The organism is Trinickia sp. (genome assembly GCF_051954495.1).
In the GTDB taxonomy this organism is placed as follows: domain Bacteria; phylum Pseudomonadota; class Gammaproteobacteria; order Burkholderiales; family Burkholderiaceae; genus Trinickia.
On the sequence record NZ_JBQCHR010000054.1, the window covers coordinates 12,908 to 34,345 of the forward strand.

Here is a 21,438-nt window from a genome sequence, read left to right on the forward strand (position 1 = left end):
TCGAAATCGGATTTTTCCAATGGAAGACCTGCTTCCGCATTACGAACGTGAACTCGCCATGCTGCGCCGCTCTTTGCATGATTTTGCGGCGAGGTATCCGAAAATAGCCGCCCGTTTAGCGATTTCCGGCGAACATTCCGACGATCCTCACGTCGAGCGCATGCTCCAATCGTTCGCTCTGCTTGCCTCACGCATCGACACGCGGCTTCACGACGAATATCCGGAATTCACGGAAAGCATGCTGGAGGCAATTTATCCGCAATATTTGCGTCCTTACCCATCGTGCTCGATCGTCGAGTTCGATATCGAAGGGTTATTCGAAGGCCTCTCGGGCCCCGTCAAAATCGAACGCGGCGCCGATGTCGTCACAAAAGTGCAGTCATGCCGCTTTCGAACGGCCTATGACGTCACGCTCGCGCCGATGCGCATTGCCGCCGCGCGCTATCGACCAAGCGCGTCCGCTCCGGCCAACGCGTCGTTGCCGCCCGATACGGCCGGGCTCATCGCCATCACCTTCGCATCCGCATCGACGGCTGCCGCGCTCAATGCGATCGCCCCGTCGACGATTCGCCTGCACCTGCACGGTCAACGCGAGGTCGTGACGGCGCTGACCGATACGTTCTTATTGCGCGCAACCAAAGCCTTCGTCGAAGCCGACGGCTCCGGGCGCTGGATTGCACTGGAACGCCTGCCGATCGCCGCGGCCGGTTTCGCGACGGAGGATGCGCTCATCAAGGAAGGGGGCGATGCATCCGCGCCGTTCCGGCTGCTCGCGGAATACTTCGCCTTCCCCGACAAGTTCGACTTCGTCGATCTCGACTCGGCGTCGATGCTCGCAGCTGCGGGACGATGCAGATCGCTGACGCTCTACGTGGCCGTCGAAGGGCTGCACGAGGATTCATGGGCCGGTCAGCGCGTCGCGCAGTTGAGCGAGCGTCACCTCAAGCTCTTTTGCACGCCCGTCGTCAATCTGTTCCCAGCGAAGTCCGAGCCGATCAAAATCGACGCGGTCACTCACTCATACCTCGTCGCCCCAAAGATGCAGAAGTCGTCGGAGGCGGCCGACGTCGAAGTGTATTCGGTCGATGCGGTTTATCCTGAAAAGCAATCCGCTTCCAGCCCATCGGCATTTCAGCCGTTCTTTGGATTGATGCACGGAAGCGCGGCCGCATTGAACGGGCCTTATTGGGTCGCTCGCACGGAGGAAAACCTCGAGCGTCGCGGCTCGCACGATACGAAGCTCGCATTCGTCGGCCTCGACGGGCAGCCGGCGGCCGTCCCGGTCACACAGGTCGCCCTCGACGTCACCTGCACGAATCTGCATGCACCCTCGACGTTGCCTTATGGCTCGACAGCGGGCGATCTCATCGTCGAAGGCGGATCGGTAGCCGGTCGGCTCGTGTTCTTGCGCCGGCCCACGGAAAGCTTGCGTGCCCAGTACAGCAACGGGTCGTTATGGCGCCTGCTCGCGCAGTTCACGCCGCAGGCGATGGCGCTCAGCGCCGATGGCCTCGACGAGATCAAACGGCTCTTGCGTCAATTCGCGGCGCTCTCCCCCACGCCCACGCGCCATATCGAAGGCATTACGTTCATCGGCTCGCGATCGACGATGCAATGGATCGTGATGGAGCCGTGCCCTTCGCTCGTGCGCGGCATCGAGGTAACGCTCGCCGTCGATGAGCCAGCGTTTTCCGGCAGCAGCATCAGCGCGTTCATCGACGTGATGGATCGCTTCTTCGCCCCCTTCGCACCGGAAAACAGCTTCGTGCAACTCGTTGTCGTGACGAAGAGCACGGGCGCCGTGCTGCGCCGGTGCGAACCGCGGCGAGGGGCGGTCGCGCTGCTGTAGCCTGCGATTTCGCCCCGCCGCCCTCTACCGTTCGGTCATTTGTAGTCCGAGATTCCGCTAAAAGCAGTCGCCGCAGGTGCGCAACCCTTAGGCTCGCCTGAGGCGGTTCCACGCTGCATCCGACCTTCGGGTGCATGCGCACCGAACACAATGCGACGGTCGTCTCGTGCCGTGGAAGCCGCCAGTTTTTGCAACTACAAATTCTGGCTTGCACATTATGCTTTTCGTACCTACAATAACCGGCAACACAACGTTCGACCCGGCGAAGAATGAGGCCAACCTGCGAAAGCACGGCGTCTCGCTGAAGCTGGCGGAGTTCATCGACTGGCGCGCGGTCTGGTGCGCCCCCGACTGCCGACGCGATTACGGCGAGTTGCGGGAGATCGGCTACGCCCAACTCGATGGCTATTTGTACTGCGTCGTCTTCACACAGCGTGGTCGTACGTTCCGAGTCATCAGCTTGCGCAAAGCTAATTCGCGAGAGGTCAAACGTTATGTCGAACAAACCTAAGCTGCACGTTCCCACACCGGAAGAAGACGCCGCCATCCAGCGCGGCATCGACAGCGATCCCGATACGTTCGTGCCCACCGATCCGCAGTTCGCACAAATGAAACGGCGCGGCGGCCGGCCCAAGCTCGAACATCCGAAGGTTGCACTGACGGTGCGCTACGACGCCGACATCATCGAGCGGTTCAGGGCAAGCGGCGAAGGTTGGCAGACGCGCATGAACAACGCGCTACGCGAATGGCTCTATACGCACCAGCTTGCGTAATCGCTTATACCGGCTTCCGCCCATCGGATCTCATCGGTCTTCCGAAGCATCGCTCGCTTCAGCGCAGACCACCGCCGCGTAGCACACGGTCTTCTCACACGTAGTCGATGTCGATCAAGCGAGCACCGCGCGTAAGCGCGGTGTATTGCCGCAGCGCGGCCAAGTCGCGGCGCCGCGCGCGTGGTGCATCGCGGCGAAAAATCGCTTTCGCGTCAGCGCTTTAATCGCTGTCGATACGGTAGATTGCCGCACCTTCCTCCCGCGGGCCCCGCCCTGCGCGGCGCAGCATTTTTTCCCTCACTGCTCTACTCTTGCGACCGGCTGCTCATGCAGTGCGCGTCGACATCAGCCGGCGTGCGTCGCTCGTCATCGGTATCACGTTATGGAATCGTCTTCGCTCAGCGCCTTCGACCTCGCGCGCATTCAATTCGCGTTCACCGTCTCGTTTCACATCGTCTTCCCCGCCCTCAGCATCGGCTTATCGAGTTTCATCGCCGTCCTCGAATGGCGCTGGCTCAAAACCGGCAAAGCGTATTACAAGGATCTCTGCCTCTTTTGGTCGAAGATCTTCGCCATCGCGTTCGGCATGGGCGTGGTGTCCGGCGTCGTCATGGCCTACGAATTCGGCACGAACTGGGCAAGCTTCTCGAAATTCGCGGGGCCGATCACGGGCGCGCTGCTGACCTACGAGGTCATGACCGCGTTCTTTCTCGAAGCCGGCTTTCTCGGGATCATGCTGTTCGGCTGGAATCGCGTCGGTCCACGCGCGCACTTCGCCGCCACGGCCACCGTGGCCGTCGGCACCCTGATGTCCGCGTTCTGGATTTTGGCGTCGAACAGCTGGATGCAAACGCCCCAAGGATTCGCGATCGAGGACGGACGCGCCGTCCCCGTCGACTGGTTTCAGATCGTCTTCAACCCGTCGTTCCCCTATCGCCTCGTGCACATGACGCTGGCCGCCTTTCTCGTCGCGGCCCTGCTCGTCGCCGCGACGGGGGCTTGGCATCTGCTCAAGGGGCGTCGCGATCCGGCCATCAAGAAGACGTTCTCGCTGGCCATGTGGATGCTGCTCGCCATTGCGCCGCTGCAAGCGTTCGTCGGCGATCAGCACGGCCTCAATACGCTGCGTTACCAGCCCGCGAAGATCGCCGCGATCGAAGGCCTCTGGGACACCGAAACGAACGGCACGGCCCTGAATGTGTTCGGTTTGCCGGACATGCAAAGCGAAACCACACGCTACGCGCTCTCCATCCCGCACTTGGGCAGCCTGCTGCTTACGCACACCTGGGACGGCGAAATCCGTGGCTTGAAATCATTCCCGCGCGAAGATCGGCCGAATTCGACGGTGGTGTTTTGGAGTTTCCGCGTGATGGTCGGGCTCGGCATACTCATGATCGCGTTGGCCGTGATTGCCTGGGTGCTCGATCGCCGCGGCCGTCTCTACGATACTGCCTGGTTTCATCGTTTCGCGCTCCTAATGGGTCCGAGCGGCTTCATCACGCTGCTCGCGGGCTGGGTCACCACGGAGGTCGGCCGGCAACCGTGGGTGGTCTACGGCGTCATGCGAACCTCTCAAGCCGTCTCTCCGCTCACGGCTCAGCAGGTCGGCATCTCGCTGATGGCATTCGTCGTCGTGTACTTCCTCGTGTTCGGCACGGGCATCTATTACATGCTCAAGCTCATGAACGCGGGCCCGAACATTACGCCGGACGACGACCAGGCCTCCGAGCCGCACCGAGACGGCCGCCGCTCGCTCGTCGCCACGGCTTGAGCCTTCGGCCCACGGGTATCGAGCCAAAGCGGACGAAGCAGAACACCGCCAGTCATTTTCTTCAAGTTTTTCGAGGCACATCATGGACGTTACCGTCGTCTGGGCCGCGATCATCGCGCTCGGTCTTTTGATTTACGTCGTACTGGACGGCTTCGATCTCGGCATCGGGATCGTCTTTCCGCTCTTCCCCGACGAACAAGAACGCGATCTCATGATGAACACGGTCGCCCCCGTGTGGGACGGCAACGAGACGTGGCTCGTGCTCGGCGGCGCGGCGTTGTTCGGAGCGTTTCCGCTCGTTTACGCAACCGTGTTGTCCGCGCTCTATCTGCCGCTCGTCGCCATGCTCGCGTGTTTGATTCTGCGTGGCGTATCGTTCGAGATCCGGGGAAAAGCCTCGCGCACCAAGCACTTGTGGGATCTCGCCTTCATCGGAGGATCGACGGGCGCGGCATTTTTCCAGGGCGTGTCGCTCGGCGCATTCGTGCAAGGCATTCCGCTGACGGATGGCGAATTCGCCGGCAGCGCGTTCGGCTGGCTCACGCCGTTCACGCTGTTGACGGGGCTGGGCGTCGTCGTAACCTATGGGTTGCTCGGCTGCTGTTGGCTCGTCGCCAAGACCGAGGGCGATCTGCAACGCCGGCTGCATCGCCTCGTTTGGCCGCTGACGCTCGTGCTGATCGCGTTCATCGTAGCCGTCACCGTTTGGACGCCGCTGCAAGAGCCCAACGTGGCGGCGCGCTGGTTCGACAGCGAATGGTTCCGCCGTATGCTGCCCGCGCCTTTCCTCGTCGCGATCTGCGCGTACTTGATGCGACGCGCGGCGCGCGAGCGTCATCACACGCGCCCGTTCGTGCTCGCCACGGCATTCGTCGTGCTCGGGTATGCGGGGCTGCTCGCGACGCTGTGGCCTTATGCCATTCCGTCATCGGTCACGCTGTGGCAAGCCGCGTCACCCGAACGCACGCTGAAGTTCACGCTGACGGGCGCCGTCGTGATCTTGCCGATCATCGTCGCCTATACGATGCTGGGCTATTGGGTATTTCGCGGGAAGGTGCGCCATGGCGAACATCTTTATCACTAAAGGCCCGCGCGCCACGCGCCGCGTGGCGGTGCCCCGCTGGGTCTGGTTCATCGCGCTGTGGTGCGCGGGCGTCGCCGGCGCCGTACTGCTCGGCGAAGCGTTCAAGCTTTTAATGAATGCGACGCTGTTTGCGGTGTCGCGGTGACAGGCGGCTGCTCGTTGCCTTCCTCGTCGACCAGCCCCATCAGCCGCGCGAGGACCGGCCACTTCACGAGCGCCTCCTCGTAAGCCACGCGCGCTTGCTCGTCGAAGTAGCGCCGAGGATCGACCTCGGGCACCTCGCGAGCGAGCCCGCCGATGTCGTTGACGGGCCAGCCGGTACCGTTCGTCTCGTTCGTCACTTTTCATCCACCCATACGCCGTCGGGCGTCTTCACAGCATAGCCCGTCGCTGTTTTCATCGTCACAGTCCCTTCGTTTTCGCCGACCATCTGTGTTTGCGGTAAACCGGACGCATATTGCGACAGCACGGCGCCCGGCTTGAAGGGGCTGTTCGACACCAGGTTGGACAACAACTGCGCCAGGGCGAGGAAGCTCGTCGGGCTGTCGATGACGGTCGTCGGTCCATGCGCTCCGGGCAGTCCGACGATCCGCACGCCCACCGGGCCATGAACGATACGCGGCGTCGGAATCTCTCGCAATCCGGCTACCTGGTTTTCATCGCCGCGCAGCGCGGCGCCGTGCTCGGGCACGAATACGATGACGGCGCGGCGGCCCGACTTCGCGATCAGATCGGCCAGCTGGTCGACTTCGTTCATCAGCGTGTTGACGCGATAAGGGTACGACGCGATGCTCGTCAAGTTTTCCTTGCCGACGATGCGGTTGCCGTCGTGCAAGCTGATCGTGTTGTAGTAGAGCGCGACGGGGCCCGGTGTCTGCGCGCGCTGTGCGTACCAATTCGACCACGTCGAATAATCGTCATGAATGACCGAGTTGTCGAACGCATGCATCGACACCGTCGCGTTCGCGTTCGACTCGATCGGGATATTCGGTACGGCCGCGTTCTGCTTGACCAGGTCGAGGAAGTTGTCGAAGTGGCCGTCATGATTCATCAGCACTTGCGGCGTGAATCCCGCCCGCGCCAGATCGCTGAGCAAGTAACACTGCTGCGGCGCCGGTTTGTAAAGATCGGCGTGCGCCTCTTGTCCGCAGCTCGCGCGCAACACGCGTATGGCGGCGGGGCCGCTATAGCTCGCGGCTGTGCTGAAGTTCGTCAGCAGGTAGTCGAAGTGGCTCAGCATCGGGTTATCGCGCGCCTTCGAGACGTCGAGATCGTCCCACGACAACGAGCAGATATGCAGAATGATGACGTCGAATTGCTGGTTGGGATCGCTGCTGAGTTTGCCGAACGTCACCTGTCGCTGGGACTCCGCCGTGCGGAACGCCGCCAGCGCGGCATTGTGATCGAGCGGCTGTTCGACGACGTTGTTACCCTTGCGTGCGCCTGCCGCCGAGACGTTCTGCGCCGCCGTGACGACGAGATTCGCGGCATTCCATACCGGCAAGACGACCAATGCGAGCACGACGAACGTCGTCACGCGCAGCCACCGATTGACGATCCAGTGGCCGATGATCACGGCAAGCACGCCGATGATGAGCGCAGGCGGCAAGAACCGCTGCGCCAGCTCCCACCAGTAGCGGGCCGTGAACGATTCAAGCCCCGAAAACTCTTCGATCACGCGCGAGAACGGCGGAACGATCGCTTCGTAATAAAGCAGCGGCACCCCAACGGCCAGCCCCCCGATGAACCGCAATGCGCGCAAGCCGCGATGACGAATGGGGCTCGTCAAGGCAAGCAGCGCGACGAACGCAATGTTCGCGAGCCACACCGGTTTCAAGTGTCCCGTCGCGAACAGAAACAGTTTCAGGATGAAATAAAGATTCCAGAACGTCATGAATGGATTTCCATCGTCAGTATCGGGCGCGATCGAGCGCCAGCAGCGAGCGCACCGAGCGCAGCGCGCCCTGCGCCAATCGCGCATAGCCCTCGATGCCCATCAGCATCACTTCCTTGAAGCCGGCAAGCGGCATGTCTTCCTTCGTTTCGTCGTCGCCGCTGAGCCAAGCATCGGCGCGCCCGAACGTGCATTGCACGAATTGCCGCTCCTGTTCGAGCGTCAGCGTCTCGAACTGCAGTCCCAAATGACGGCCTGCCAGCCGCGTCACGCGCGCCGGGAAATAAAACATCCGATCGCCGCGGCTCAGTGTCACGTGCAGCGCTTGCCCGCCGTCGAGTGCGATGCCGTCAGCGGGCAGCTCGAGCCCCAAGCCGCCCGTCGAATAGTCGCTCGTCATGCACGCGACCGTTGTCCCATCGGGCAGCAGCAGCGTGGCCGGGACGCGCATGGCGATGCGGTGCGTGACGCGCACTTGCTTGGCCTCGCTCGCGACGCTGACCGCCGCGCCCAGCAGCGCCAGGTTGTACATCGTCCACACCATGTTCATGACGATCGTCGGCCCTTCACCGTTCGCATTGAACGACAGCCGATACACGCCGGCCAGGAACGCCACGACGTTCAGGCCGAGCAGCACGAGATACGGCTTGGAGACGGCCCAGTCGAAATAGCCCTCGTCGACGCGCCCGCCCTTCTCGGTCACGTTGAACTTGCCGTGTTTCGGACTGAAGAAGGCGAACGTCGTAGGTAATGCGATGTACCAGGCCAACACCGATTCGTAGACCTCGGCCCAGAACGAATGCCGATACTTTCCTTGCATGCGCGAGTTCGCGACATTCGACAGGAAGATGTATGGCAGCACGTAGCTCGCGATCGTCGTTGCGGCCGCGTTGATGAAGTACAGCTGGAAGAACAGGTACGCCATCGGCATGACGAGGAAAATCAAACGCGGCACGCCGTAGAAGAAATGCATCATCGCGTTGCCGTAGCACAGCCGCTGGAACAGGCCCAGCCCGCGACCGAGAAACGGATTGTCGATACGGAAGATCTGCGCCATGCCGCGCGCCCACCGCGTGCGCTGCTTGATGTGCCCGGCCAAACTTTCCGTCGCCAGACCGGCCGCCTGCACCGTGGGCAAATAGGCCGTCGTATAACCTTTGCGATGCAACCGCAGGGCGGTATGCGCGTCCTCCGTCACCGTCTCGACGGCCACGCCACCCACGGCCTCCAAAGGCCCACGCTTGATGATCGCGCAGGAGCCGCAGAAGAACGAGGCATTCCACAGATCGTTACCGGCTTGAACTAGGCCGTAGAACAATTTGCCTTCGTTCGGCACGCGGCGGAACGTGCCCAAATTTCGCTCGAACGGGTCGGGCGAGAAGAAGTGGTGAGGCGTTTGCACCATCGCGCACTTCGGATCGCGCAGGAACGTGCCCATCGTCGTCTGCAAGAACGAGCGCGTCGGCACGTGGTCGCAGTCGAAAATCGCAATGTATTCGCCCTGCGTGCGCGTGAGCGCCGCATTGATGTTGCCCGCCTTGGCGTTGCGATTGTCCGTGCGGGTCAAATACTCGATGCCCGACTCGCGCGCGAACGCTTCGAATTCGGGCCGGCGTCCGTCGTCGAGCAGGTACACGCGCAGCTTCGACGATGGCCAATCGATACCTTGCGCCGCAAACACCGCGGGCCGCACCACCGAAAGCGGTTCGTTATAGGTGGGAATGTAGACGTCGACGCTCGGCCAAGTCGAAGGGTCGCTCGGCAGCCTTGCGACCGTACGGTTCAGCGGCCAAGCCGTCTGGATCATGCCGAGCGTCATGATCATCCACGTATAGACTTCAGCCGAAAACAGCGCATAGCCGACGATTGCTTCGGTGGGCGTGCGGAAGTCCAGCGTTTGGGTCACCCGCCAAATGATGTAGCGGCCCATCGCGAGCAGCGACAGCGCGGCGAGAATGAGCACGGGCAGGCGCCCCGGAAAGCGACGCACCACGAGCGCGAGCCCGATCGTCAGCACGAAGAACTGGACCTGCCCGCTGGCCTGCAGCGGCGAGGCGCCGACACCTGCCCACAGCAACGCCCCGAACAGCGCCAGCACCAGCACGAGACGGCGTGCATGCCCCAGGCGCTGCGTGCCGCGCTCGAGCGCATCGCCCCAGCGGTCCCAAGGCAGCAGACCGAGCAAGTCTTCGAGCTTGCGCCACGCGCCCCGAACGAGCAGCGCCGCCGGCGTCAACCATCGCTCGAGGCGATCGAGCGTTTCGCGCGCGCGCGATATGTCCGGGCGCACGCGGGTACGCGGCGGCCGAACGAACGCGCGCCACAACCATGAACGCACGCTATGCGGATCGAGCACGCCCCATCTTTCGGCCAGCGTGCGGAAAGCTAGGCGCGACAAGCGTCGCGGATGATCGGGCCTGCCGCCGCGCGGCGGCATGAACACGAGGCGCACGAACCAATCGAGCGTCGTGCGCTCGCGCGGCAACCCGAGACCCAGGGCGATCCATTCGATCAACCGCACGCGCAGGCCGCGCAACGCTCGTGCGATTCGCGTGCTCATCGCGTCGGCTCCGAGCCGGCGCGCGCATCGGCGCCGGCGTTCGCATCGTTTTCCAGCCAGACGTCGAGCCAGTTGGCCAAGCCGTGGAGGTCGTGCGACGCTTGCGAATAGGGAACGTCATCGAAGATCCATCCGCCGCGAGCGAGAGAATCGGGCATCGCCGCGTCGAAATGCACGCGATGCGCAAGCTCGAGCGCATCGCCTACCGCAGCGCGCAGCAATGCCAGCGCATCGCGCTGCATTTCGCGCGCCGGGTTGAGCCGATTGACGACGACTTTGACCGTCCTAGCCGACGCGCGCAAGCTTGGGAAGCAGCGGGCCAGCGTCGCGCAGGCGGCCGGCTCGGGCGGCGTCACGCACAACACGAGGTCGGCCGAGCGGATCGCTTGCTCGGCCTGCTGCGAAGGAAAGCGCGGCGCATCGACGAGCACGACGCCGTGAGCCGGAAAATCGATTTGCTGAAGCGCATCGGCAAGCCAGCGGGGGTGAGCGGCCAGCCGCGCTTCGTAGGCCGTTCGCTCGGCCAGCGTGGTCTCGCCGTGCGGGACGAACAGCACGCCTTCCGCATTGCGCCAGGTATTGCCTTGCCACGCAGGCGCCTGGCCGGCCATCGCCTGCGCAAGCCCCGCTGCGGCGAACGTGTCGAGCCCGAGGTGCGCGCCCAGCATGTTCTGCGGATCCAGGTCGAGCGCGGCGACAGGGCGGCTGCGACGTGCGAGGAGAACGGCCAAGGCCGCGGTCAGCGTGGTGCGGCCCGCGCCTCCTACGGTCGAAACGAGCGCAACGGTCTTCATCGAGCGCCTCCCTGCTCGCCATGACCGACTTCGTCTTCGGCGCCATCGAGATCGGGCATCAGCCGGCCTTTCAGCGCGACGGGTTCGATGCGGTACGGCACGGCGTCCTCGGGGTTGAAACGACGCGCTTCATGCAACCCCCGGCGCGTACCGAAGCGCTGCGAGATGATCCAAACCGGAATCGCGATGACGATGCCGGCGGCAAAGCAGATCGATAAGAAGACGATCATTTCGAGCCCCCTTGGCCGCGCACCGGCATGGGACAGGGTTGCGCGCCGCGCCGAAACGCGGGCGGCCGCGGCGGCGCATCGGCGGCGGGGCGCCGCGACGCCGTTTCGTCCCGATTGATCTTTGCGAGCATATTTTCAACAGCCTGAAGCTGAGACGCCGCATCGTCGGCGGGAGCCGCATCGGGCAGGCTCGGTTCCACGGCCGGGCGCCGCGGCTCGCCGACCGGCGGGGCGGGGAACAGATCGCTGAAATCGGCAATAGGCGAACGCCGATTGGTGTCCTCCAGCGCCTTGACCTCCCGCTCGATGCTGGCTTCGGCCAGATAGACGACGCGATCCGACAGTTGCTCGACAGCCGTCGTGAAGATATGCGCGAGGGCCACGTCGGCATCGGGCAATCGGCATGCGAACAAGAACACGTACAGATGCGCCGCGTCGGCGGTCACCACATCGCCGGCGCGACGGGGCGCGCATTGCTTCAACGCTTCGGCGTGCGACACGTTGGGCAGCAATGCGATCTTCGCCAGCACATGCGGCAAGTCGAGCACCGCGCCGCGCGCGAGCACCGCTTCGATGCGCTCGCAGAACGCGGGCACGGGCAAGTAGCCTCGCACATCGTCGGTCAATGCCGCGGCCAGCGCCGCTTGATAGTCGAGCGCCACCGGCCGCGTATCGAGTTGGCCCTGCAGGGAGCGCAGCAGCGATTGCACGCGCGAGAACGGCAGTTCTCGCCCGATGATGAGGTTCGCGCCGAGACTGAGCAGCAGCAACTCATATTGATGGCGCAAGGCCTCGCGCCGCTCGACCACGACGATCTTGAGCGCCCGTCCGCATTCGCGGCGCAGCGTATGCACGGCGGCGCACAACGCCTCGAGCGTCGACCGATCGCGGTAGTCGAGCAACACCGTCGCGGCCTGCGCTCCGACGCACGCCGCGACAGCCGCCTGCTGGTCTTCGACGATGTCCCATTCCGGCGGCACCCAGCTCTCGCGAGCAACGACCGAGCGTGTCGCAACCACGCGCGATTCATCGCGCGCGAGACGCAGCGCCGCTTGCGCTTGGACATCGACGATCTCGGGCGCGACGGATAGCCGCCCATCGTCGGTGAAGCGCAGCGCACGGGTCTCGCCTGTCGCCAGCGCACGGCCCGTACGCCAGAAATCGACATGCCAAAGCAATTCGCCATGCGTGCGCCCCATGCGCGCCATGCCCGCGCAGGCGCCATGAAACTCGAGATGGCCCGCCCGTTGGGCGAGTTCGTCGGTCATGAAGGCGTCGACGGTTTCGTCGCGCTCGGGCGTCCCGCCTATCTTTGACGGATCGAGCAGCAACACGAGTGCGATTCGCCGGGCCTCGCACCAATTTGCGAGCAGCCGGCCCTCGCGCGCCAACGCATCCGCATCGCCCCAAGACAGCCACCGCTCGGCCCCCTCGATGAAATACAGCGCATTCGATCGAAAGCCGAACCGCTTGAGCGCGCGCAGGCCGCCGAACAGATGGGCGAATGCGATTCGACTTCCCGATTGCATGGGCGCGGCAACCACGTCGGACGGCTGACCGTCGCCCAGAGGCTCCCCGCTTTCATCGGGCATCGCGAGCACGTTCAGATTGCGCGGCCAGCCTTGGGCGGGCACGCCCGGACGAAAGCCGAGCGCGCGCATTTGCGCCGCTGCCTGAGCGCGTGTGCGCGACAGGACGATCGTCACATGGCGCGTGTTCGCGGCCTTCGCGCTGGCCCAGATCAGCGCGTCGCACGCCGCCGTGCGCGGTTTGGCATAGATGGCATAGAAGTGGCCCGGTGCGAGCTGCGCGACTTCGTCGGGCAACGCGTCGATCGCGAGCCGGCTGCCGCTGCCGGCGTGCGCCGCGACCGCCTCGCGCACGAGCGCGCCGAAACGGGGCGAGCGCTTGCCGGCCGCGCGCGCGCCGGCGCCGCCGTTCGTATCGGCTCCGTCCGCGCTGTCGCGCCGGCTCGAGGGTTGATTGCGTTCGTCCATGTGACTGATAGGGCTAGTAGCTCGAATAGAGGCTGACCGGCTTCGGCGAAAGGCTCGTGTCCGGCTTGCGCGCGTCGAACGAATACCGCACGTAGACCATGCCGGAACTCGGTGCGTAATCGTGCGCGTGGTCGATGTCCACGCGCAGGCCCGCCACTAAACGCGGATTGAATCGGTACTGCACCACGCCGCTCAAACCGTACGAGAATCCTATGCCGCCCGAGCCGCCCGTGTAGACGAGGCTTTGCCCCGCCGGAGGCTGGGGTACCCCGGCGGGCAAGCCGTTGGGATAGTACGGCGAATCCTTTTCGTACGAGTGCGACACGCCGACCGTCGCCGTCAGATCCCACGTCAGCGGTCCGCGCCTGCCGTTCCATTCGATCGGCACGCCGAGCGACAGGTACATCTGCGGACTGTAGTAGCCGCCTTGCCCGTAGCTGTAGAAGCGCAGGTTGTTCGTGTAGTGCCACACGTTGCCGACGAGCCCCGTGCTCACGCGCATGCTCCTGCCCTGGTAGACGGGCGTCGTGAAGCCCGTTCGAAGCGTCACCTCTTGGTTCGACGCGACGTGCTTGCCGGTCAGCACGCCGGCGCCGAGTTCGGAGAACAGGCTGAATCGTCCCAAATCGATGCCCGTGTGCCAATCCACGCCGTCGCGGCGCACGCCGCCCCAGACGGCGTTCGTCCAGGGATCGCGCAGGCCCGCGTAGGAAAGTTCGCTGCTCGTTTCCGGCCGGCGCGACGCACTGACCGAAAAGCTCGCCGGCCCCGCGTCGAAACGATAGCGGACGCCGCCGACGATGTAGTGAATCGGAAAACCGAGCGGCGTCGTACCGATGTCGAATCGCCAGGCGTCGGAGACGAAGCCCGTGCCGATCGCCACGCCTGTCGCCGATTGATGCAAGACGTAGACCGGCAAGCCGGTAATCGACGGGAACGCCGAAAACGTGCCGAACGTGCGCAACGCGAATGTGGAGGGATCGGTGACCGCCAGCGTGCCCGCATCCAAGTGAACCGTATCGAGGTGCAGAAAAACATGGCCCTCGTAACGGTAAGGCATCTGAATATAGATCGGCGCCTGCTGCGCGTGATAATCGGAGATGCCCGGGTCGCCCGATTTGAACGCCGGCATCCAGCCCGCCTCGATCTCGGGATCGCGCCGCTGTTCGAGATCGGCCAGCGCGCTTTGCGCCGGCGTACCGTCCGGGCCGCGCGCGACGATGCCCGCGGCGCGCTCCTGCGCAAGCGAGCGGCGATAGAGCGCTGCCGCTTGATCGTAGCGTCCGAGCTCTTCTTCCACCCGCCCCGCTTCGACCGTCACATCGGAGCGCGTCGGATAGGCGGTTCGGAGTGCGTCCGTGATGTGGGCCGCCTCTTGCGGCTGGCGCAGCGCCGTCAATCGGCGCGCGGCCGACAGGCGCGTGTCGATGTCGTCGGGCGGCGCGGCATCGAGCACCTCGCGCACGATGCGCAGCGCCGCACCGCGCTGACCGCTGTCTTCGAGCACGCGCGCGAGCGCGAGGCGCGCCTCGGGATCTTGCGGCGAATGCGCCAGCACCGGAGCAAGCGCGGCGCGTGCGGCGGCGAAATGCCCTTGCGCGCGCTCGAGATCGGCCAGTTCGAGTGCGTATCGCTTGTCGCGTTTCCCGGCCGCGCTCGCCTCGGCCAAGCGGCGCCGCGCCAGCGCGAAGTCTTTGTCGTCGAGCGCCGTATCGGTCCGGCGCAGCACGAGCCGCAAGGATTGATCTTCCAGCCGCGCGCTCTGCTCCGCAGTCAAATGCGGCTCGCGGCGCAACCCGGCTAGCCAAGCGGCCAAATCGTCATCGCGCTGAGCACTGCCGAGCAGGTCGCCGTATCGCAATCGAACATCGGTATCCGTTTCGTTCGGGTGCCGCGCCATCCAATCGCGCATCAGCGCCAAGCCTTGATCCGGCTGTCCTTCGTCGATGAGCAAGGCGCCGATCGATGCCGTCACGTACGGATCGGCGCCGCCTTTCTCGCGTGCGGTATCGAGTGCGTGCGCCGCGGCCTTGGCGTCGCCGCTCGCGAATGCCACACGCGCCTCTTGCAGCGCGACCTGCGCCTCGAGCCGAAGTGCGAGCGCACGCATGCCGTCGGTGCGCGCATCGGGCGGAACGCCAGCTAAAACCGATTGCGCCCCCGTCAAGTCGTCGACGGAACTGCGATAAAGGGCCGTTGCATAGCGCTGTTCCGGCGATGGGTTCGTCTTCAGCCCATCGTCCATCACCGCCCGCCCCAGTTGCGGCAAACCGAGGCCGCGATAGATGCGGGCGAGCGCGAAGCGAGTCCACGGCGCATCCGGCGTCAAACGCAGCGCCTTCTCGTAGTGCTCGGCGGCCGGGCCAAGCTTGCCCATCGACGCGAGTTGCTGCGCCTGCCGCGTCAGGACATCCGCGCGCAGCCCGGCCAGCCCTTGGCGATCGGCCGGATCGCGAAACCGCTGGCTAAGCGCATCGAGCAGGCCCGGTATCTGATTTTCACGCCCGGTCTCGCGCAGCAGCGTCTGCATGCTTTCCACCGCGCCCACGTCGAGTTGGCGGCTGGCGAGCAGTTCGCGCAGCAACGGCTCGGCGGCTGTCCAATTGCGCTGCGCGAGCCATGCATCGGCGAGCAGTTGCTTCGCCTGCGCGTTGCTCGGGTCGAGTGCGAGCGCGGATTGCGCCGCCTGCTGCGCCTGTTGCGGGCGCCCCGCGGCGGCGGCTTCGCGCCCTTTGGCGATCGTCCCCCAGACCAGCGCGGTACGGGCGAGCCCGTCCCACTTCGAGCGATTGTCGGGCGCGAGGGCCGCGGCTCGCTGGAACAGCGCGCGCGCCTCGTCTTGCCGCCCCTCGCGCAAGCGCACGAGGCCCAGACCGCCAATAGCGTCGGCATCGCTTGCGCGGGCTTTGGCGGCACGCGAAAGCAGCGTATCGGCCGCCGGCAGATCGCCTCTGGACAATGCGCGCAGCCCTTGCTTCTGCGCGATGTAGTCGGGGTCGCGCTCGAGCTTCAGTTGGGCCTGCCGCTCTGCGTCCAGCGCAGCGGCCCGATCCTTGAACTCGTTGTCGTCGGGCTCGAGCACCAAGTACGCATGCACGGCACCGAGATAAGCGGGATCTTCGCCGGCCGACTGCAGCACGGCTCGCCACGCATTCATGGCCTCGGTATGGTCGACGTCCTTGCGTTCCGCCAGCGCCCACGCGAGTCGATTCGCTTCAGCGCGCGTCGCACCGCGTTGATTCAGCAAGCCGACGAGGACCAGCGCCGCCGCCGAATCGCTCGAATCGGCCGCGATACGCCTGCGCAGCCCGTCGACCGCCTGCACGTACCCGGTGGGCGTGCCCGACAGGATCTGGTAATACTCGGCCCCGAGCGCGCCGGGCGGTGCACCATGAGGAAAGAGCGTGCGCAAGCGCTCGACCGCTTGCTCGTTTTGCCCGCTGCGCGCGAGCAATCGGATCGTGGCCAATTCGCCGCGCCCGCTCGTGGCGGCGCGAAATTCGTCCTCGAGCTGCTGGGTGGTCAAGGCATCCGGCTGACTCGCCTTCAGCCGGTCGAGCATGGCCGCCGCGCCGCGAGCGTCGCCCAGACGCAACTTGATCCGAACGGCCAGGCCGATCAGCACGGGATCGTCCGGTGCGATCAACATCGCTTTTTGCAGGGCCTGCAATGCAAGGTCGTCGCGATGCTTCGCCGACCACATGCGCGCCGTCGCGAGCAAACGCGCCTCGGGGGTGATCGCCTGGGTAGGCGAGGAGGCGCGCGCATCGGACGCAGGGGCGGCCTTCGTGCACGCCGCCCACGCGAGCGAGGTCATGATCGCGCACTGCAGGGCGAGACGGGCTCCGGCGCGAGCGCGATGCTTCATTGCGACGCGCCCGGACACGCCGCCCTCCACCTAACGTCGAGCGCGCCGTTGGCTTTGAACCGAAAGAGGCCATCGCGCCAACCCAACCCGAACAGCGTCAGCACGCTCGTGTAGTAGCCCGGCGGCTCCTGAGCTTCGAGCGATTGCACGCGCCGCACCTGCGCATCGGCCGCGGCCCTCTGGCCCAACGCCGCCAGAAACGGCGCGGCAGCTGCCGAGAAACCGGCGTTACCGGTTTGCTTCGCCTCGCCCGTCGTCGTATCGATCGATTCGTAGGGCGCACCGTGCGCCGCGATGTAATCGGCAAATGGCTTGAAGTGTTCGAGCAAGCGTTTCGCGCCCGCGCCAGTCGGATCGAGCATGCCCGCCCATAGGTAGACGCGGATCGCGTCGTAGCTGCCGCGGCCTTGCGTGTCGGTATCGGGCAGGAACCCTTGCCCCGCGCGATAGCGCGCCCAGTCCGGCGCGAAGCCGCGGGGGGCGGAGTCCCGCAGCATCGTGGACGCCGACGCCGTCAGACGCGCCCACCGGCCATCGTCCGGCTGTTGGGCGGCCAGGCCGCGCAACACCTGGAGCGGCACATAGCTAGGATTGACGCGCCACTCGTCCGGGTTCGGATGAAACCCCTGCGGGCCCGGCAACAATGTGAGCCCGAGGCCCGGCAGCGTTGCCGTTTCCTGCTCGAGGATGTGACGAGCGAGCACCGCGCCGCGCGCCGTGTAGCTGCGTTCGTGCCACAGCGCGCCCGCCTGCATGAGCGCGTAAGCAATCCAAAGATCGGCGTCCGACGCCGAATTGTCGTCGAGCACGCGCCAGTTGCCGTCCTGGGCGCGGCCCCATAGCCAAGCCGGTAAGTGACTCGTCAGATCGCCGGCCGCTAGGTTGTTCTCCGTCCAGCGCAAGACTTCGTCGAATGTGGCGCGATCGTTCGCGACGAGCGCGAAGAACAGGGCATATCCCTGCCCTTCGGACACGGTACGTTCGTCGGCCGAACCGACGTCGATCACACGCCCATCGGCCGAAAGAAATCCTTGCTTGAATCTGTCCCAGAGCGGCCAGCCGAACGTGCAAGCGGCGGCCGACGATGCGCCCGCCGGCCGCGCCGCGTTCGCGCCTTCGGCCCATGCCGAACCCGCCACGAGGGCCGCGGCCAAGCCGCCGCACACCCACCCGATCGCCTTTCCGAACGAACGTCGCTCTTTGCCGCACGCCATCCGTCAAATCCCCCGGCGTCGCGCGGACAGTTCTTGCAGCGCGGTGAACGCGCCGATGGCGAGCAGCAGACCGCCGATCGCGCCGAGCACGCCGAGCAAAATCGGATGGCGGATCGCACGGCCCCAGATCTGCGCATACCAAGGCACATAGCCGACGACGTACGTATCGCCGACACGCATGCTCTCGACCCGCCCGCCGCGCACGAGCGACACGTCGCCTTGCAACTGCGCGACGAGCCCAGGCTTATCCAGCACATCGAGCAAATCGCGAAGCCGAGCCGGGGACGTGCCCGTCATGGCGACGACGCTGCGCCCCTTGCTGCCCGGCAGTTCCAGCCCGAGCAGCGCGGCGATCGGGCCGCTTTCGTCGAGCCGCGCGCTGCCTTCCGGTACGTGCACGCCGTCGCGCCAGTATTCCTTGACCGAGAACGCGGTGCGCGTGACTTGCCCGCCCGACCCCGCCGCGATCGCCAGCGGCAAGGCGCCCGACCAGGCGGCCGGCAGCACGCCCGAGCCGCTGTCGCCGATCACGAGCAAATCCTTGCCCGACTCATGCGGAGTTTGCCGGGCACGCGGCACTTGCGCGGGGCGCACCACTTGCACGCGCAGCGCCGGAAAGCCCGTCCATTGCCCCATATGCCCGAGCACGGTCAGATACGCATCGAGATCTTCCGGCGCGGGGTGCTCCGGCAAGACGACCGCGGTTTGCGAGAGATCCGCATAGCGCGTGAACGGGAAACCGCTGTTCGCGAAGTACGCGAGGTTCGGCATCCGCGCGTAGTGAACGAAGTGAGAAAAGTCGATGGTCGAATCCGGGTCGACGGCCGCGCGGACCGGGTTTTGCGCGACGCCTTGGCAAAGCCCGGTCTTTTGCGAGTCGAGATCGAACTTCAACTGAAGCTGGTTCGAACTGCCGACGCGAAACGCGGGGATGTCGAGCAAGTCGGCCGTGCGCGCATCGGAGCCGCCGAGCAGCGGTACCTGCAGGCGCCCTTGTGCGTCCTGGGCCTTCGCCGGCGGCAGTCGAAGCGATTTGACCAGCAAGTCGTTGATCGAAATCGCCAGCGCCGAGTTGTTCTGCACGGTGGGTGCGGTGTAGCGGTACTTCAAATCGAGCGGCACGCCTTGTCCGCTCCATGAATAGAGATCGGCGGGTACGCGCAAGTTGAGGCGAATCGCATCGGGCCGGCTGCCCGACACTTGGAGCTGGCTGGGATCGTCGACGAGCTTCTTGAAGGCGATCGGCCGGCCGATCGGCAGCCACCGCGGCGCATCGTAGGGCTGGCGCACCGGCCCGATGTCGACTTGCGACACGGTTGCGCGATCGCCCGCGAGCGCGGCCTTGCCGAGCACGAGCGCGTCCGCGGCCCGTTTGACCTCTTCCTCGGTGCGCCCCGTCACGATCAAAAGCTTCTTGTCGGCCGCCGACGGATTGTCCATGACGAGCAACATCGGGCCGTTCACCTCGGGCAACGCCAACCCAGCGGGCAGCTGCGCACGCGTGCCTACGACGACCGCATGCGAATCCGTCGGCAGTGTGGCCATGGCAGTGAATCGAGCCTGGCGGTAATCGGCGAGTTCACCGAACCATGACGCCAGGATGCCCGCGCTTTCCAGCGTCGCGTTATCGGCCGAAGCCGGCAGCACGAAAGGCAGGCGCAGTTGCGCCGGATCGCGCCGATCGAAAAACGGCGCAGGCAGCAAGCTCAGATCGTTCGGCAGTTTGAGCGGGACGGTATCGAGCAAGACTTCGCTCGTCGGGCTCACATCGGCCCACAACGCCGAGTTCTCGGGATCCTCGCAATGATCGAGCGTGTAATGCGCGATCAATTGAACGTTGAGCTGGTTGTAATCCGTCAAGAAACGCGGATCGAGCGGAATGTCGCGCGTGAGCATCTGCCCCGCATGCTCGGCGTCGAACGGCACGGTAGCCACCGCCTCGCCGTTGATCGATACTTTTAGATGCGACAGCGAAAACACGAGCGCGGGCGAATACGTATAGCGCAGCCTGAGCGTGGCCGCGGTGACGACGCGATCGAGCCTGACGCCCACATTAACCGTGCGCGTATCGTCGGGACCGCGCAGGTGAAGCGGCTGATAAGCACCCAGCGCGGCGAACGTGAGCGTCGTCGCTGAAGCCGAAGCCGATACCGGCGGGCTCGCCATCGCGGTTGCCGGTACCTGCCCCGCCGGGGATGCGATCTGCTGTGCTGCCTGCGACGACGACACTAAGCACCCTGCCAATATCGCCGCACAAACGTAAGTCGAAAGAACTATTTTCATTGACGGCCTGGTTCATACGAAATGGCGGCTGTGCACAAGCAAAGAGTGCGCCGATTTCGGCCCGTTTATATATAACGGTTTTTAAGTAGAACTTTGATACACGGCAAATGCGCCGATGACGAACAGGCCCCGATCGACTGAATGTGGCGGCCGGCGCCGTTGCGCGCGCCGCACGCGGAAGGACGCCGATCTGTAACCGGTAGGCGAACGCCTCGCTGCGCGAAAGCGGTCAAGGATAGCAGAGAAGTCTGACAATTTTATCGTAACATTCGTTAATATCGGCGACCTTTGAGCAGCCGAGCACAGGGACATTCGATGGCTCGCTCCACCCATTCTTCATCGGCGCCGCGTACGCCCCAATCGCCGCCGACAGCAACCAAGCGCACCGGCTTGCTGCGCGCTTTATTCGCCTTCAAGCACTCATACGCGGGCCTGCGCGCAACCTGGCTTTCGGAAAGCGCATTCCGCCAAGAAAGCGTCCTCGCCGTTGTTCTGATTCCGTGTGCGTTGCTGTTGCCGGTCTCCCCCGTCGAACGGGTCATGTTGATCGGCTCGGTGCTGCTCGTCCTACTGGTCGAATTGATGAACTCGGCCATCGAGGCCGTCGTCGATCGCATTTCGCTCGATCGCCACGAGTTGTCCGGACGAGCCAAGGACTGCGGCAGCGCCGCGGTGCTCGTCGCGCTCATCATCTGCGCCCTGACGTGGGCGGTGCTGCTTTGGCCGCTTGCGCGCCGCTGGCTGCACATCCAACCCTAGGCGGCACGCCTCGGGATTTACCCGACCAGGCGGTTTGGTAATTGTTACGCATGCGCAACAATTATCTTTCAACAAGCTTTCAATTCGCGAAAACGACGCGTTTTGTCGCGAATTTCAAGGGCAAACCCTCGGTTGAATTCGGTCAACTTTTCTTGTTACACAAACATGAAAAAATTGCCGAAAACCCTAAGCGTGCTTTTTTCCTACATTTTATTAGGAAGGGATTGCTTTCGGTAAAACTGGTTCTTAGAATGCGGTCAACGGTGTTACAGATTGTAACTACCTGTATCAGATAGTGCTGCGGGGTCGCGCAAACGATGTCGGGCACAAAAGCGAAAAAAATATACGGTAAAACATACCGA

The 21,438-nt window shown here is 64.6% G+C and carries 15 protein-coding genes; 6 read left to right on the forward strand and 9 right to left on the reverse strand.

Annotated features, from left to right (window positions below; genetic code table 11):
- Nucleotides 1-19 precede the first annotated feature (19 nt).
- From tssF to cydB, 5 genes are all read left to right on the forward strand, one after another.
- The gene (tssF, locus tag ACTHNR_RS08690) at nucleotides 20-1,849 is read left to right on the forward strand and encodes a type VI secretion system baseplate subunit TssF (RefSeq protein WP_440547173.1); all 1,830 of its coding nucleotides are present in this window, start codon (nucleotides 20-22) and stop codon (nucleotides 1,847-1,849) included.
- 217 nt (nucleotides 1,850-2,066) lie between these two features.
- On the forward strand, nucleotides 2,067-2,360 hold the full coding sequence (locus tag ACTHNR_RS08695; protein WP_440547197.1) for a BrnT family toxin: 294 nt from the start codon (nucleotides 2,067-2,069) through the stop codon (nucleotides 2,358-2,360).
- Nucleotides 2,344-2,622 carry a BrnA antitoxin family protein gene (locus ACTHNR_RS08700; RefSeq protein ID WP_440547174.1) on the forward strand — a complete coding sequence of 93 codons (279 nt, stop codon included), beginning with the start codon at nucleotides 2,344-2,346 and terminating at the stop codon, nucleotides 2,620-2,622. Before ACTHNR_RS08695 ends, ACTHNR_RS08700 begins: the two co-directional genes overlap by 17 nt.
- 382 nt (nucleotides 2,623-3,004) lie before the next feature.
- Nucleotides 3,005-4,393: a cytochrome ubiquinol oxidase subunit I gene (locus tag ACTHNR_RS08705; protein ID WP_440547175.1), complete on the forward strand. Its 1,389-nt coding sequence runs from the start codon at nucleotides 3,005-3,007 to the stop codon at nucleotides 4,391-4,393.
- Nucleotides 4,394-4,475: 82 nt separating this feature from the next.
- On the forward strand, nucleotides 4,476-5,477 hold the full coding sequence (gene cydB, locus ACTHNR_RS08710) for a cytochrome d ubiquinol oxidase subunit II (protein WP_440547176.1): 1,002 nt from the start codon (nucleotides 4,476-4,478) through the stop codon (nucleotides 5,475-5,477).
- Between the two features lie 101 nt (nucleotides 5,478-5,578).
- Here the strand turns inward: cydB and ACTHNR_RS08715 are convergent, their stop codons facing one another.
- Genes ACTHNR_RS08715 through bcsB form a run of 9 tightly spaced genes read right to left on the reverse strand, consistent with a single transcriptional unit; the run spans nucleotide 5,579 to nucleotide 20,317 of the window.
- Complete coding sequence (locus ACTHNR_RS08715) at nucleotides 5,579-5,818, reverse strand: hypothetical protein (RefSeq protein ID WP_440547177.1); 240 nt, start codon at nucleotides 5,816-5,818, stop codon at nucleotides 5,579-5,581.
- Nucleotides 5,815-7,371 carry a cellulose biosynthesis protein BcsG gene (gene bcsG, locus ACTHNR_RS08720; RefSeq protein WP_440547178.1) on the reverse strand — a complete coding sequence of 519 codons (1,557 nt, stop codon included), beginning with the start codon at nucleotides 7,369-7,371 and terminating at the stop codon, nucleotides 5,815-5,817. The genes ACTHNR_RS08715 and bcsG overlap by 4 nt, the downstream gene beginning before the upstream one ends.
- Nucleotides 7,372-7,387: 16 nt before the next feature.
- Nucleotides 7,388-9,931, reverse strand: coding sequence for a UDP-forming cellulose synthase catalytic subunit (gene bcsA, locus ACTHNR_RS08725; RefSeq protein WP_440547179.1), 2,544 nt, complete (start codon nucleotides 9,929-9,931; stop codon nucleotides 7,388-7,390).
- Nucleotides 9,928-10,725, reverse strand: a complete 798-nt coding sequence (gene bcsQ, locus ACTHNR_RS08730) for a cellulose biosynthesis protein BcsQ (protein WP_440547180.1) — start codon at nucleotides 10,723-10,725, stop codon at nucleotides 9,928-9,930. The genes bcsA and bcsQ overlap by 4 nt, the downstream gene beginning before the upstream one ends.
- Nucleotides 10,722-10,955 (reverse strand): hypothetical protein, encoded by a 234-nt coding sequence (locus tag ACTHNR_RS08735; protein WP_440547181.1) that lies wholly within the window; start codon nucleotides 10,953-10,955, stop codon nucleotides 10,722-10,724. The genes bcsQ and ACTHNR_RS08735 overlap by 4 nt, the downstream gene beginning before the upstream one ends.
- Nucleotides 10,952-12,952: a cellulose biosynthesis protein BcsE gene (gene bcsE, locus ACTHNR_RS08740; protein ID WP_440547182.1), complete on the reverse strand. Its 2,001-nt coding sequence runs from the start codon at nucleotides 12,950-12,952 to the stop codon at nucleotides 10,952-10,954. Before bcsE ends, ACTHNR_RS08735 begins: the two co-directional genes overlap by 4 nt.
- 13 nt (nucleotides 12,953-12,965) lie before the next feature.
- Complete coding sequence (locus tag ACTHNR_RS08745) at nucleotides 12,966-16,820, reverse strand: cellulose synthase subunit BcsC-related outer membrane protein (protein WP_440547183.1); 3,855 nt, start codon at nucleotides 16,818-16,820, stop codon at nucleotides 12,966-12,968.
- On the reverse strand, nucleotides 16,817-18,034 hold the full coding sequence (gene bcsZ / locus ACTHNR_RS08750; RefSeq protein WP_440547184.1) for a cellulose synthase complex periplasmic endoglucanase BcsZ: 1,218 nt from the start codon (nucleotides 18,032-18,034) through the stop codon (nucleotides 16,817-16,819). Before bcsZ ends, ACTHNR_RS08745 begins: the two co-directional genes overlap by 4 nt.
- Before the next feature lie 3 nt (nucleotides 18,035-18,037).
- Nucleotides 18,038-20,317: a cellulose biosynthesis cyclic di-GMP-binding regulatory protein BcsB gene (gene bcsB / locus ACTHNR_RS08755; protein ID WP_440547185.1), complete on the reverse strand. Its 2,280-nt coding sequence runs from the start codon at nucleotides 20,315-20,317 to the stop codon at nucleotides 18,038-18,040.
- Nucleotides 20,318-20,632: 315 nt separating this feature from the next.
- Between bcsB and ACTHNR_RS08760 the strand changes: the two genes are divergently transcribed.
- Nucleotides 20,633-21,076 (forward strand): diacylglycerol kinase, encoded by a 444-nt coding sequence (locus ACTHNR_RS08760; RefSeq protein ID WP_440547186.1) that lies wholly within the window; start codon nucleotides 20,633-20,635, stop codon nucleotides 21,074-21,076.
- Nucleotides 21,077-21,438 lie beyond the last annotated feature (362 nt).